This window comes from Brevibacillus sp. HB2.2, from assembly GCF_013284275.1.
GTDB lineage: Bacteria > Bacillota > Bacilli > Brevibacillales > Brevibacillaceae > Brevibacillus > Brevibacillus brevis_D.
This window is the reverse complement of sequence record NZ_JABSUV010000014.1, coordinates 16,906-30,740: the sequence shown is the minus strand read 5'-3', so window position 1 is coordinate 30,740 and position 13,835 is coordinate 16,906. Positions and strand designations below refer to the sequence as shown.

12 protein-coding genes are annotated in these 13,835 nt (G+C 49.4%); 11 read left to right on the top strand and 1 reads right to left on the bottom strand.

Annotation, left to right across the window (positions count from 1 at the left end; all coding sequences use genetic code 11):
• Window positions 1–64: 64 nt before the first annotated feature.
• The 5 genes from HP401_RS12305 to HP401_RS12285 all read left to right on the top strand — a co-directional run bounded on the left by HP401_RS12305 (window position 65) and on the right by HP401_RS12285 (window position 5,722).
• Window positions 65–1,411: an NAD(P)-dependent oxidoreductase gene (locus HP401_RS12305; RefSeq protein ID WP_173605200.1), complete on the top strand. Its 1,347-nt coding sequence runs from the start codon at window positions 65–67 to the stop codon at window positions 1,409–1,411.
• 16 nt (window positions 1,412–1,427) lie between these two features.
• A complete protein-coding gene (gene preA / locus HP401_RS12300; RefSeq protein WP_173605199.1) occupies window positions 1,428–2,705 on the top strand; it encodes an NAD-dependent dihydropyrimidine dehydrogenase subunit PreA in 1,278 nt (425 codons plus the stop codon).
• An 89-nt stretch (window positions 2,706–2,794) separates the two neighbouring features.
• Entirely contained in the window at window positions 2,795–4,180 is a 1,386-nt protein-coding gene (hydA, locus tag HP401_RS12295) for a dihydropyrimidinase (protein ID WP_173605198.1), read from the top strand.
• A gap of 34 nt (window positions 4,181–4,214) precedes the next feature.
• On the top strand, window positions 4,215–5,105 hold the full coding sequence (locus tag HP401_RS12290) for a nitrilase-related carbon-nitrogen hydrolase (RefSeq protein ID WP_173605197.1): 891 nt from the start codon (window positions 4,215–4,217) through the stop codon (window positions 5,103–5,105).
• Window positions 5,106–5,194: 89 nt separating this feature from the next.
• On the top strand, window positions 5,195–5,722 hold the full coding sequence (locus tag HP401_RS12285) for a hypothetical protein (protein WP_173605196.1): 528 nt from the start codon (window positions 5,195–5,197) through the stop codon (window positions 5,720–5,722).
• Window positions 5,723–5,788: 66 nt separating this feature from the next.
• On the opposite strand, the gene HP401_RS12280 is transcribed toward HP401_RS12285, so the two are convergent.
• Window positions 5,789–7,279, bottom strand: coding sequence for an NCS1 family nucleobase:cation symporter-1 (locus tag HP401_RS12280; RefSeq protein ID WP_173605195.1), 1,491 nt, complete (start codon window positions 7,277–7,279; stop codon window positions 5,789–5,791).
• A 223-nt stretch (window positions 7,280–7,502) separates the two neighbouring features.
• Between HP401_RS12280 and HP401_RS12275 the strand changes: the two genes are divergently transcribed.
• The 6 genes from HP401_RS12275 (at window position 7,503) to HP401_RS12250 (ending at window position 13,746) form a co-directional block, all read left to right on the top strand.
• Window positions 7,503–9,113, top strand: a complete 1,611-nt coding sequence (locus tag HP401_RS12275) for an ATP-binding protein (protein WP_173605194.1) — start codon at window positions 7,503–7,505, stop codon at window positions 9,111–9,113.
• Between the two features lie 32 nt (window positions 9,114–9,145).
• Entirely contained in the window at window positions 9,146–9,829 is a 684-nt protein-coding gene (locus HP401_RS12270; RefSeq protein WP_254457063.1) for a response regulator, read from the top strand.
• A gap of 117 nt (window positions 9,830–9,946) precedes the next feature.
• A complete protein-coding gene (locus HP401_RS12265) occupies window positions 9,947–10,987 on the top strand; it encodes a tripartite tricarboxylate transporter substrate binding protein (RefSeq protein WP_173605258.1) in 1,041 nt (346 codons plus the stop codon).
• Window positions 10,988–11,034: 47 nt separating this feature from the next.
• Entirely contained in the window at window positions 11,035–11,502 is a 468-nt protein-coding gene (locus HP401_RS12260; RefSeq protein WP_087349084.1) for a tripartite tricarboxylate transporter TctB family protein, read from the top strand.
• A 17-nt stretch (window positions 11,503–11,519) separates the two neighbouring features.
• The gene (locus HP401_RS12255) at window positions 11,520–13,046 is read left to right on the top strand and encodes a tripartite tricarboxylate transporter permease (RefSeq protein WP_015891519.1); all 1,527 of its coding nucleotides are present in this window, start codon (window positions 11,520–11,522) and stop codon (window positions 13,044–13,046) included.
• A gap of 109 nt (window positions 13,047–13,155) precedes the next feature.
• Complete coding sequence (locus HP401_RS12250; RefSeq protein WP_173605192.1) at window positions 13,156–13,746, top strand: GNAT family N-acetyltransferase; 591 nt, start codon at window positions 13,156–13,158, stop codon at window positions 13,744–13,746.
• Window positions 13,747–13,835: the final 89 nt, after the last annotated feature.

The window sequence follows — 13,835 nt, the reverse complement described above, 5'->3', positions numbered from 1 at the left end:
AAAGCGAATTCGCACATTGATTAATAGCAAGCATGTTTAGATCTGGTGAGGAGGTTGTGGACAGATGAGCATTCCCAATGAGCTCGCGAAAAATTTCTCGGAAGTCGTGCCTGCCCTAAAACCGATGGAAGCCATCCATGAAGCGAATCGTTGCTTGTATTGCTACGACGCACCTTGTATTAAGGCTTGTCCCACGTCGATCGACATCCCTTCCTTTATCAAAAAAATTGCGACCGGGAATTTGTTCGGATCAGCCCGGACGATCATGGAATCGAATCCAGTCGGGGCGAGCTGCGCGCGCGTATGTCCAACTGAAGAGCTGTGTGAGGGTGCTTGTGTACTCAATTCAGCCTCCAAGCCCATCATGATCGGCCTGCTCCAGCGTCACGCGACAGACTGGGCAATCCAAAATCAGGTCACGCTTTTTTCAAAAGGCGAAGCAAATGGAAAACGGGTAGCCATCGTCGGAGCGGGCCCTGCGGGATTATCAGCAGCGCGTGAGCTTGCGCGTCTCGGCTACGCGGTTACGGTATTTGAAGCAAAGGAAAAAGCGGGGGGACTGAACACGTACGGCATCGTGTCGTTCCGTCTGCCACAGGAAATTTCGCTATGGGAAGTAGAGCAAGTAGAGGCATTGGGGGTAGAGATACGTACGCATACACGAATCGGCGAGGATGTGTCGCCAGATGAGCTACTTGACCAGTATGACTCCATCCTATTGGCAGTTGGTATGGGCAATGTCCCTCAGTTGAATATCCCGGGAGAAGAACTGGAAGGTGTTCTCGATGCCATCGCACTTGTGGAGGAGACCAAGACCAAGCCACTATCAGACGAGATGCTAGGCAAAAAAGTCGTGATCATCGGTGCGGGGAATACGGCAATTGACGCTGCAACCTGTTCGAAACGGCTGGGTGCAGACAATGTCCAGATTCTGTACCGGCGGACCGTTCAGGAGATGTCCTGTTATCAGTTTGAGTACGAATTCGCCAAGCAGGATGGCGTAGAATTCCGCTGGCTCGTTGCCCCAACGCGTGTACTCGAGGAAAACGGCCGAGTGAAGGGATTGGAACTGGTGCGCATGGAGCTGGGTGAGCCAGATGAGAAAGGAAGAAAGCGTCCAGTAGAAATTCCAGGCAGTCATTTTGTCATCGAAGTCGATTACGTCGTCAAAGCGATCGGACAAAACAGACATCTGTCATTACTAGAAGCATTTGGGCTCCAACATCGCAATGGGATTGTCAAGGTCGAGGAAGGCACCTATCGAACCTCCCATGTCAAAGTTTACGCGGCGGGCGATGTCATTTTTGGTGGAGGCAAAACAGATGCGATGGTCGTCGATGCAGCCAATCATGGGAAACGAGCGGCTCATGCCATCCACCAATCGCTCCGTGATCAAATACAGCCAGTATAAAAGGAGGAGACCTATCATGGCAGATCTCAGCATGAATCTGGCAGGAATCCAATCCCCGAATCCATTCTGGTTGGCTTCTGCGCCGCCGACCAATTCAGGCTACCAAGTGCAGCGTGCCTTTGAAGCGGGCTGGGGTGGCGCGGTCTGGAAGACACTCGGAGAGCCGATCATCAACGTCACCTCTCGCTTTGCCGGTCTGAACTTCGGGGGTCAGCGCGTCTTTGGTTTCAACAACATTGAACTGATTACGGACAAACCGCTCGAGGTCAATTTGAAGGAAATGGATGAAACGAAGCGGCGTTTTCCGAAGCACACGTTGATTGCGTCGTTAATGGTTGAACATAAACGGGAAGCATGGCACGAGATTGTCAAAAAGGTAGAGGCAATCGGCGTAGACGGTCTGGAATTGAATTTTGGTTGTCCGCACGGCATGGCAGAACGCGGGATGGGCTCTGCGGTTGGTCAGCATCCAGATTTAATCCGGCAACAGGTCGAATGGGTAAAAGAAGTCGCCCAAACCCCTGTCATCGTCAAGCTCACCCCAAACATTACGGATATTCGTTTTACTGCACGATCCGCAAGCCAGGGAGGGGCAGATGCCATCAGCATGATCAACACGATTAACAGCTTGATGGGGGTTGATCTCGACAAATGGCTGCCGATCCCACACGTGGATGGAAAAGGGGCGCACGGCGGCTATTGTGGACCAGCAGTCAAACCAATCGCCCTGAACATGGTCGCAGAATGTGCACGCGATCCCAAGGTTGGTATCCCGATCTCTGGTATTGGAGGAATCTCTGATTGGCGCGACACAGTTGAATTTTTGCTGATGGGTGCAACGGGTGTTCAAGTATGTACAGCTGCCATGCATCATGGATTCCGGATCGTCGAAGACATGATTGATGGGCTTAATAATTACCTGGATCAGCGCGGAATTGCCTCCGTGATGGACATTGTCGGAAAAGCCGTACATTCGTACTCGGATTGGGGCCACTTGAATCTGAATTACAAGGTCGTGGCACGCATCCATGAAGAGACCTGTATCAATTGCAACAAGTGTCATATCGCTTGTGAGGACACCTCGCATCAATGCATTGACATTGTTCCTGATGAAGTAACAGGCAAAGAGCGCTTGGTCGTACGAGAGGAAGATTGTGTGGGCTGTAATTTGTGCTCGATCGTTTGTCCAGTGGATGGGACGATCGAGATGGTCGAGATCCCGAGCGACAAAGCCCCTCTCAGCTGGAATCAGCGGCAGGCTACTTTGGCTGCGGGTGGTAGCTGCGAGCTGTAAAGCAATCATGTTTTCGGCGTGGGATGCATAGCGTGTACAAGGGAAGGCATGTCTACTCAGCGATGGGTTGAAGGGGAGATGATCATCGGATGAAAAAATGGATTCGAAATGGCACAGTCGTGACAGCGTCAGACACGTATCAGGCGGACATTTTGATCGAAGGGGAAAAGGTAGTCGCAATCGGCTCCAATCTGGATGGGAAAGAAGCCGAAATGATCGATGCTACCGGGTACTACGTTTTCCCAGGAGGGATTGACCCACATACCCATCTCGATATGCCTTTTGGCGGAACGGTTACTTCCGATAACTTTTATACAGGCACGAAGGCAGCAGCCTTTGGCGGGACGACGAGCATCATCGATTTTTGCCTGACGAATAAAGGCGAGCCATTGCATTCATCCATTTCGACCTGGCACGAAAAAGCAAGAGGGAAAGCGGTCATTGATTACGGCTTTCACCTGATGGTTTCAGATGCGAACGATCAAGTGCTCGAGGAATTAGGAGCAGTCGTACGAAATGAAGGGATTACTTCGCTCAAAGTATTCATGGCCTACAAAAATGTGCTGATGGCCGATGATGAGACGTTATTTAAAACATTGGTTCGGGCTAAGGAACTAGGTGCCTTGGTACAGGTCCATGCAGAGAATGGAGACGTTTTGGATTATTTGATCAAGCAGGCAATTGCAAAAGGGCAGACAGACCCCGTGTACCACGCCTACACCCGCCCTCCTGAAGCGGAAGGAGAAGCGACGGGACGTGCAATCGCATTGACTGCACTGGCAGATGCCCAGCTGTATGTCGTGCATGTATCATGTGCAGAGGCAGTGCGCCGGATCGCAGAGGCTCGGGAAAAAGGATGGAATGTGTACGGGGAGACATGCCCGCAATATTTGGTACTCGACATTACGGATCTACAGAAGCCGGGCTTTGAAGGGGCGAAGTACGTCTGGTCCCCCCCACTCCGGGAAAAGTGGAATCAGGACGTCTTGTGGAACGCGTTGAAAAACGGCATCTTGCAAACGGTTGGTTCCGATCATTGCTCCTTTAATTTCTCCGGACAAAAAGAACTGGGGCTGGGGGATTTCACAAAAATCCCGAATGGTGGACCAATCATTGAGGACCGCATGCGCCTCCTCTTCTCGGAAGGCGTAACAAAGGACAAGATCAGTCTCAATCAGTTCGTCGATATGACCTCTACAAAAGTAGCCAAACTGTTCGGGATGTTCCCGCAAAAAGGAACGATTGCGGTAGGTTCGGACGCGGATATTGTATTGTTTGATCCAACGGTTACGCGCACGATCTCTGTTGAAACGCACCATATGAATGTCGACTACAATCCATTTGAAGGGATGGTGGTGAACGGCGCTATCATCTCGGTGCTTTCGCGCGGCTCATTTGTCATTCGCGATCAGCAATTCGTCGGTCAAGCCGGGACTGGACGCTTTATAAAACGATCGACCTTTGCAAGACCGTAATAAGGGAGAGCGTAAAAAGGCGAGGAGGGCGCTTATGGCAGATATCATTCGCATCGGCTTGATTCAGGCAAAAAACGATGTCCACGGAGACGAACCGGTTCATTTGCACAAAGAAAAAGCCATCGAGAAGCATGAGAGGATGGTGCGAGAGGCGGCAGCCAATGGGGCACAAATCATCTGTCTGCAAGAAATCTTCTATGGCCCCTATTTTTGTGCCGAACAGCAACCGAAATGGTATGAGTCAGCGGAAGAAGTCCCAAATGGACCAACCGTACAACATTTCGCTTCCCTTGCCCGTGAATTAGGAACCGTACTCATTTTACCTGTGTATGAACGCGTAGGGATCGGAACGTATTACAATACCGCCGCTGTGATTGATGCGGATGGCACGTATTTGGGCAAATATCGCAAGCAGCATATTCCGCATGTCGGAGTGGGCAGCAGCGGCTGCGGATTCTGGGAGAAATATTACTTTAAGCCCGGCAATCTCGGGTATCCCGTTTTTGAAACCGCTTTTGCCAAGGTTGGGGTGTATATATGCTATGACCGCCACTTTCCAGAAGGCGCACGATTGCTTGGCTTGAACGGAGCGGAGATTGTATTTAATCCGTCTGCAACGGTAGCGGGCTTATCCGAATACTTGTGGAAGCTCGAGCAGCCTGCTCATGCTGTAGCCAATGGATACTATGTGGCAGCGATCAATCGGGTAGGGACAGAAGCGCCGTGGAACATGGGAGAGTTTTACGGACAATCGTACTTGGTCGATCCGCGCGGACAATTTGTCGCCATGGGGAGCCGGGATCAGGATGAGGTCATTCTCGCTGAAATGGACCGGAACAAAATTCATGAGGTGCGAGATACGTGGCAATTTTATCGGGATCGCAGACCGGAGACCTACGAAGATATGGTAAAACTATTACCTTAAGAAAAGAGTGAGGGAGGTGCCGGTTACGCGCCTTCCTCCTTTTCACATCATTGGAAGGATTCCATCAGAGTCAAAAGGAGCGTTCAGGGATGAGGCAGATTGTATATCGAGGGGTCGAATACGGTGAGGGACTTCGTGTCGTGAAAGCGCAAAAGTATGAGAGAGCAGAAAGGCGTCATTTTACAAACGGTGCGAGTGCAAAGGCAGTGTTTGGCGCTGGTGTTTACTTGGTGAGCAATCCGGAAATCGCCGCACAGTATGCGATTTGTCATGCAGAAACCAATGGGGAGAAGGCAGTAGTGCTGAGCCAGCAGCTTCATTTGCAGGGTCTCGTTTGTTTGGACGAGCGCTATGGGGAAAATGAACTGCGCATCGATGCATTGCGAGCTGCTTTTTCAGAAGAGGAACTCGAACAAAGACAAAACGGAATGGGCTATGAAGAGTGGCTGCAATGGACAGGGGACAAGGTGCGTGCGTATTTGATTGCCTGTGGATACCGGGGGATTCGGTATCGAATCAGCCCGGAGCTAACGTATTATATTTGCTATGAGCCTGACGTTCAAATCGAAGAGATTGCGATTCTATCCGTGCTCGATGTCAGTCCATTTAAATCATAGAGGAAGGGAGCAAACGAAAGACTGGCAAACCCAACGGGGCAGCCAGTCTTTTTTGGTAGCTTGCTATTAGGAAGCCATCGTTTGTTTGTTGTTTGCCGTGATTTTCTCGTAATCGTTGGCACTCAAGATCGAACCATCATTTTTCATCATCCATGTATAAATCACAAGGGAAATTAGTAATCCGACAGTCCAGGCATTGTCCCAAATAATGGATAATCCCGGGATGTATTTACTAATAAAAGGAATCGCAATCCCGATGAGCATCGCCCAGATGGCTCTACCATTAAAACCCGTTTTGTAGGTGTAGATTCCATTTGTTTTGTACAACTCTGTTAAATGAATACGCCGCTTGCGCACAAGCCAATAGTCGGCGATGGCTATTCCGTCAATCGGGCCTAACAAGGCTCCATATGTGCCGAGCCATAAAAAAATGTAGTTGCCGAAGTTCTCTAAGATGTACCAAGGCTGCATCAAGAGCGACACGACCCCGGCGATGAGGGCGCCGGCTTCATAGGAGAGACGGCGAGGGGCCAGATTCTCCACTGCCCGGGCGGGAGCAACGATATTGGCCGCTACGTTGGTCGTCAATGTGGCAAGAATAATTCCAATCGTTCCGAGGAAAATGGCGAAAGGCGAGAATTTAGCCAACACGGCAGCAGGGTCCCACAACGCTTCTCCGTAAATAACGACAGTAGCAGAAGCGACTGCAACTCCAATGAATGAGAAGAAACCCATCGTGGTCGGTAACGAAGAGGATTGTCCAATGACTTGGGCTTTTTGACTTTTGGCATACCGACAGAAATCCGGAATGTTGAGGGCCATCGTTGCCCAAAAAGCAATGGCTCCCGTCAATGCTGGGAAGAAAACCTTCAGAAATTCAGCAGTGGTAGTGAATTTCGAAGGTGCAGAGAGCATCGGTCCCCATCCGCCTGCTTTCGTTAGCGCCCAGACGAGAAGAGCCAAACTCATAATGATCAGGATGGGAGCAGCCCATGCCTCCATTTTTTTGATCGCTTCGGGACCGCGATAAGCGACCCATACGTTTAACAACCAAAAGCCAAAGAAGGATATCCAGAGATGTCCGGGAACATTTGCCCAGCCTGTCATCGACATGAGGAGTGTATCGATGGCAGCACCTCCGAACCAACAGTTGATGCCAAACCAGCCTGCACCAATCAAACCGCGAGCGACAGCAGGGATGTGCGCTCCTTTGGAGCCAAACCAGAGGCGCGCAAAAACTGGATACGGAATGCCAAATTTCGTCCCGGCATGAGAGTTAAGGAGAATGGGAATAAGGACAATACAATTACCGAGAATGATCGTCAAAATGGCCTGCCACCAGTTCATACCCAAGGAAATTAACCCTGCCGCCATTGCATACGTCGGCAAACAGATCGACATACCAATCCACAAGCTGGCGAAGTTGTAAGATGTCCAGGTGTGCTCTGCTGTCCTCGTCGGTCGAAGACCTTCATTATAAAGCGGACTGTTCTTGATTGCCTCTTCTCCTTCTTTCGTCAGGGTAACAATTCCATTTGATACCGTTTGCGTCTTCACTTCTTTCCCTCCTTTGCTTTTCAAGATGTCTCGTATTCGGACAAGCTCCCCAGTTTGTCTTGAATACAAGTTGTAACATTATATTGGGGGAAAGAAGGCCTAATACCTGAATTTTCGTCGTAAAAAGATAGCCTGCAACGACAAGCTTCGCCATTGACAATGGGAATGATTCTACCTTTTTACCTAATGAGGGTGGTAAGATGAAGCAAGGGGTGAGCAAGCTGTGACGACAAGAAAAATCCATGTGTCTTTGCAAACCAGAATGATTGTATTGATTACTGTTGTCATTATTCTGATTGTTTCGTCAGTTGGAGCGGTGTTTTCTTCCCTTGTCGCCTCTTCGATCGAAGAGCAGGTGGGCAAAAAAGCTTTGAGTGTGGCGAAAATTGTTGCCAGCGATCCTGAGCTGCGTAGTGCTTTTACAAGCGATTACCCTCCTGCGCTCATTCAACCTATCGCTGAAAACGTCCGTGTTCAAACCGGAGCAGAGTTTGTGGTCGTGGGAAACCATGAGGGAATTCGGTATGCGCATCCGATTGTGGATCGGATTGGAAAGGAAATGGTGGGAGGAGATAACGAGCCTGGACTCTCGCATGGTCAATCGTACATATCGAAGGCAGTCGGCAGCATGGGACCATCATTGCGAGGGAAGGTGCCGATCAAAAATGAGAAAGGGAACATCATCGGAATCGTATCCGTTGGGTTCCTGCTAGAGGATATCGAGGAGGCCATTGACCTCTACCAAGACCGTATCTTGATTCTGACTCTTCTCGCTTTGTTGTGCGGTGTTGCTGGTGCCATTGCACTCAGTCGCTATTTAAAGCGCTTAATTTTGGGATTGGAGCCGGAGGAGATCGCATCGTTATACGTAGAGAGAAATGCTGTACTGGAGTCAGTCCGCGAAGGCATCGTGGCGATTGACCGCAATAAACGCATTACGATGATGAACAAGGCTGCCATTCGTATTTTGAACTTACCGGAAGAAGAGTTTCATCGCAAAGAAATAGTGGAAGTACTACCAGACAGTCGTATGCCAGAAGTTCTGGAATCAGGCGAGCATCAATTCGATCGCGAAACGATCATGAGCGGAAAAGAAATCATTGTGAATCGACTTCCGATCAAGTTCGGGGGGAAGGTCGTAGGAGTAGTCAGCAGCTTTCGGCCTAAATCGGAAATTGACCAGCTAGCTTCTGAATTGTCCCAAGCGAGGCGTTATGCGGACGTACTTCGCGCCCAAACACATGAATTTCACAATTTGTTGTATACCATTTCCGGCTTGTTGCAGCTTGGTTCGATTCAGGAAGCGGTCGAGCTGATTACGAGTGAAACGTCCGCACAACAAGAGATGATTTTATTTTTGGCGAAGCAAATTCCTGACCCGTTAATAGGAGCATTACTGTTAGGTATGCACAATCGAGCCAAGGAGCTGAAAATTCAATTCGTCATCCATCACGACAGTCACTTGAAGGAGCTCCCGCCGACGATTAACCGACAACAGATCGTGGTTTTATTGGGGACACTGATCCAAAATGCGATGGAAGCTGTCAACGAGCCATGTGTCGAGCACAAACGAGTGGAGTGTTATTTGTCTGACACGGGCGATGAGATCATGTTTGAAATCGAGGACTCAGGACCGGGAGTTGGGGAAGAACTGCGAGAAAAAATATTCGAACACGGCTTCTCAACGAAAAAAGGCGAAGATCGTGGAATTGGTCTTGCCAAGGCGCATGGAATCATTAATGAATGGGATGGCTATATTCTCGTCGGCAAAAGCGAGCTAGGTGGTGCACTTTTCACAGTATCTCTACGCAAAAGAATGGAGGTGGCGTCTTGAGAAAGCTGGAGGTTCTCATCGTTGAAGACGATATGCGGATTATCGATATCAACAAGCGATTTGTCAGCAAGATTGAAGGCTTTGAAGTCATTGCTACAGCAACGAATGGGACGGATGCCAAAGAATTGCTGTCTTGTACGCGCCCCCAGCTCGTTTTGTTGGATGTGTACCTGCCTGACATGCTGGGAACGGAGCTAGTCTGGCATATTCGGCAACATTACCGCGAAGTTGACGTGATCATGATCACCGCAGCCAAGGAAATGGAAATGGTACAGGAAGCACTGCGCGGCGGAGTGTATGATTACATCGTCAAGCCGCTGGTTTTCGAGCGTTTTCGTGAACGGTTGGAAAGCTATCGCAAGCATGTCATTCGGACGAGAGAAGCCGTCGAGATAGACCAGGAAGTCATTGACCAAATGCTGACCAGAAGACTGGTCGCCCCGAAAAATCGGGATGTGCTTGCACCAAAAGGAATTGATCTCTTAACGCTTGAAAAGGTGATCGAAGCGATCAGACAGACGGGAGACAAGGGGGTCTCGGCGGAGGAAATTGGCCGCGAGATTGGAACCAGTCGAACAACGGCGCGACGGTATTTAGAATACTTGGTCCTGGAAAAAAAGGCGCGTGCTGACTTGATTTATGGCACAGTTGGCAGACCGGAAAGAAAATATCGCTATCTTCCGTCATGTTCCATGAACAATATGAACAAAAAGTGATTAATTTTCAAAATAGACCTTATGCACGAAAACTATTCCCCTGGCTACCGCGGTGGTACATTATGTTCAAGCGTGATAGCGCTTACAAATAAGCGGGTTAAGGGGGATATTTGCTTGATGAAAAGAAAAAAAGTGCTAATCACATTGTCCACTTTTCTTACACTAGTTTTGACTGCTTGTGGTGGAGGTACCGGAAATACGGGAACAGCAACTCCCGGAGCGCAGCCTGCCCCAGAGGCATCCAAATACCCGGAAAAGCCGATCGTGTATGTAGCTCCATCCGGTGCAGGTGGAGGCTGGGATAAGACAGCTCGCTCGGTAGCAAAGGTGTTAGCAGAAAGCAAGCTGGTGACAGAAACCATCACGGTAGAAAACAAGCCGGGCGGCGGGGGAACCGTGTTCTTGGCTGAGTATGTAAGCAAAGACAAAGGCAATCCTTATAAATTATTCGTGAGCTCTCCTCCTATCTTGATTAACCATAACAAAAAAGAGGGGAACAGCCCATTTGGCTACAAAGAGGTCACACCATTGGCGCAAATGACGAAAGATTTCGGTACTCTTGTTGTAAAAGCGGATTCACCTCATAAGGACATCAAGAGTGTGCTGGATGCGATCAAGGCTGACCCTAGCAAAATTACTCTGGCAGGGGGCTCTGCTCCTGGATCGATGGACCATCTGATCGGCGTATTACCAGCAGCTAAATATGGAATTGATCCGAAAAGCGTCAAATACGTCTCGTATGATGGCGGTGGAGAAGCAATGGCAGCCTTGCTGGGCGGGAATGCAGACATCATTGCAACGGATGCTTCCAGTGTGGGTGAATATTTGAAAGCAGGGAAAATTCGCGTGTTGGGCGTTACTTCTGATGAACGTCTCGGCGGCAATTTGAAAGAGATCCCGACATTAAAAGAGCAAGGCATTGATGCGACGTTCACGATTTGGCGCGGTGTTTTCGGTCCGGCTGATATGCCAGCAGACGCAAAAGCTTACTGGGATGCCAAGCTGAAAGAGCTTTCCAAGCATGAGGCATGGGCCAAAGAATTGGCGGCAAACGGTTGGGAAAGCGAGTACAAGGACGCTGCTGCTTTCTCTGCATTCCTGGACGAACAAGATAAGCAGGTCAAAGAACTGTTGACATCACTGGGAATGTCGAAGTAGGGAGAGGAGGGGCATCCCCTCCTTTTTCCACAACTTAGGAGGTATACATGAACCTGATGTTTGATCGGATCGGTAGCCTGTTCTTTGCGCTTGTAGGTGCACTCTTTATCGCTGAAAGTCAAAATATTTCGTCTAGTGCATATGGAAGTCAGGTCGGGCCGAATATGTTTCCATTCGGACTTGGCGTCATCCTGATCTTGTTGAGCTTGCGACTGTTGTGGGAAACCTATAAGAAAGGCGTGGTTGCTTCCACATCTGTGTCACAGAGTCCACTGCGATACAAGCGGTTTTTATTCATACTGGCAGCGACAGTTTTGTATGTTTTGTTGCTGGAGCAACTCGGTTATGTTATCGCGAGCTTCGCATTCCTTCTGTATGCCTTCACCATGATGGGCAGTAAAAGCGTACTTAAATCGGCAATCGTTTCCTTACTGTTTTCAGTAGGCGTTTATGTCATCTATGTGCATTTGCTAAAAGGTACGCTTCCAGGACTACCTGCCTGGCTAGGCGTCTAGGGAGGGGATAGATTAGCATGAGTGCCTTGCAATTTTTGGCGGATGGTTTTCTCGTTGCCCTACAGTGGCATAATCTTGTCTTTGCCTTTATTGGCGTCCTGATCGGTACTGCGGTAGGGGTCCTTCCCGGCATCGGTCCGATGAGCGGCGTCGCGTTATTGATGCCCGTTACGGCTTCCTTGACCTCTGGCTTACCTCCTGAGAGTGCGGCGGCTAGCGCACTGATTTTGTTGGCAGGCGTTTACTATGGTGCGATGTACGGTGGCTCTACGACATCCATTTTGTTAAATACACCGGGTGAATCCTCCTCTGTCGTCACGACATTGGATGGCTATCAGATGGCCAAACAAGGACGTGCTGGCGCAGCGCTGTCGATTGCTGCGATCGGTTCTTTTGTCGCGGGGCTAGTAGCGTTGATAGCGCTTGTGTTTTTAGCTGATCCATTATCCGATCTCGCTTTGAAATTCGGCCCCGCTGAATATTTCTCCCTCATGCTTCTCGGTTTGTGTGCGGTCAGCGGACTGGGGGGTAAGTCGATGACGAAAGCCCTCATTATGACAGTCATGGGACTGTTGCTTGCGACAATTGGGATGGATACCGTTTCGGGTGTGGCGCGATTTACTTACGATATTCCCGATTTGTACCAAGGCTTGGAGTTCCTCACGATAGCAGTTGGTTTGTTTGCCCTTGGCGAAGTGTTCAAGACGATAATCGAAGACGATCAATCCTCAAAGGAAATCATTAAAGTGGGGAGGGTACTGCCTTCCAAGCAGGACTTGAAAGAGAGTGCCGGGCCGATTACACGCGGGTCGTTGCTCGGCTTTTTCATTGGTGTTTTGCCTGGTGCTGGCGCTACCCTCGCATCCTTCTTCTCGTATATTTTTGAGAAAAAGCTGAGCAAAGATCCTAGCCGCTTTGGAAAAGGAGCGATCGCAGGTGTAGCAGCACCGGAGTCTGCAAACAATGCTGCTTCTGGCGGTGCGATGATTCCACTGTTGACGTTGGGCATTCCCGGCTCTGGTACCACTGCGATTTTGATGGGTGCCTTATTGATGTATAACGTACAGCCGGGGCCACTATTGTTTAGTGATCATCCACAGATTGCTTGGGGCTTGATTGCTAGTATGTTTATTGGAAATGTCATGTTGCTGGTTTTGAATATGCCTTTGGTAAAAGTGTTTGCCAAAATTATTGAAACACCGTCCCATTTCCTGCTTCCGCTCATTATCGCGATTTCCGTTTTCGGAGTGTACGCTGTGCAAATCAGTACGTTTGACTTGATTTTGCTTGTGATTTGTGGGGTAGCTGGCTATTACCTGACGAAAAACGACTTTCCACTGGCACCGCTTGTCCTCGGCCTTGTTTTGGGACCGATGATCGAAAATAACATGAGAAGAGCGTTGACCACCTCGAATGGCGACTTCTCAATCTTCTTCACGAAGCCGCTTTCCGCTGCTTTTCTGGTTTGTGCGGTTTTGTGGTTGCTGATCCCCCTACTCTTAAAACGCAGAGGGAAGCAAGTCATTATCAGTGAAGAAGCGTAACCTCTTCTTTTTTGTCTTGACAGCTTCCTTGTGAGCCCGTATCATTGGAAAAATTTCGAGGGACTGTTCTGCCTGATGATTGAAGCAGAACAGTAGAGGAGAGACAGACATGTTAAACATTGAACCTGTTATCTTGGAAGGCAAACTGGTCCGATTGGAGCCGCTCAGGATGGCTCATGTGGACGGAATCTGGGAAGCAGGTGCATTCGAAGAGATTTGGCCCCATATGTCCATCACCATTCGAACGAGAGAAGATGCTCAGGCTTTTATCCTGCAGGCTTTAAAAAATGAACAAGCCCAATCAGAATTGCCATTCGTCATCATTCGCCGAGCAGATGAGCAGATTATCGGGAGCACGAGATTCTTAGGGATAGCGAAAAAAGATCGCGGGCTGGAAATCGGGTTTACATGGCTGACCCCATCCGTCTGGAAAACGGGTGTCAATACGGAATGTAAATGGCTGCTTCTGCGCCATTGCTTCGAACAACTGGGGTGTATTCGCGTACAGCTCAAGACAGATTCGCGCAATTTGAATTCGCAACGTGCGATTGCCCGAATCGGTAGCATTCGAGAAGGTGTCCTGCGTAATCATATGGTGATGCCAGATGGATATATTCGCGACTCGGTATACTTCAGCATACTCGATCGCGAATGGCCAGAGGTCAAGCAAAAGCTGCAATTGTTGCTGTTTGGTGAATAAAGGCTTGGATTGATTGAAGGGCGTTCAGAGCATGTGTACAATAGGGGTGAACCAAGAGGGCTTACTCTAACAAGACCCGGAAAAGAGGG

What these genes read in the sequence shown, in the direction of transcription:
- HP401_RS12285 (WP_173605196.1), top strand. Translation starts at nt 5,195, where the DNA reads ATGAGGCAGATTGTATATCGAGGGGTCGAATACGGTGAGGGACTTCGT.
- HP401_RS12290 (WP_173605197.1), top strand. Translation starts at nt 4,215, where the DNA reads ATGGCAGATATCATTCGCATCGGCTTGATTCAGGCAAAAAACGATGTC.
- HP401_RS12305 (WP_173605200.1), top strand. Translation starts at nt 65, where the DNA reads ATGAGCATTCCCAATGAGCTCGCGAAAAATTTCTCGGAAGTCGTGCCT.
- preA (WP_173605199.1), top strand. Translation starts at nt 1,428, where the DNA reads ATGGCAGATCTCAGCATGAATCTGGCAGGAATCCAATCCCCGAATCCA.
- HP401_RS12260 (WP_087349084.1), top strand. Translation starts at nt 11,035, where the DNA reads ATGAACCTGATGTTTGATCGGATCGGTAGCCTGTTCTTTGCGCTTGTA.
- hydA (WP_173605198.1), top strand. Translation starts at nt 2,795, where the DNA reads ATGAAAAAATGGATTCGAAATGGCACAGTCGTGACAGCGTCAGACACG.
- HP401_RS12250 (WP_173605192.1), top strand. Translation starts at nt 13,156, where the DNA reads ATGTTAAACATTGAACCTGTTATCTTGGAAGGCAAACTGGTCCGATTG.
- HP401_RS12270 (WP_254457063.1), top strand. Translation starts at nt 9,146, where the DNA reads ATGCGGATTATCGATATCAACAAGCGATTTGTCAGCAAGATTGAAGGC.
- HP401_RS12255 (WP_015891519.1), top strand. Translation starts at nt 11,520, where the DNA reads ATGAGTGCCTTGCAATTTTTGGCGGATGGTTTTCTCGTTGCCCTACAG.
- HP401_RS12265 (WP_173605258.1), top strand. Translation starts at nt 9,947, where the DNA reads ATGAAAAGAAAAAAAGTGCTAATCACATTGTCCACTTTTCTTACACTA.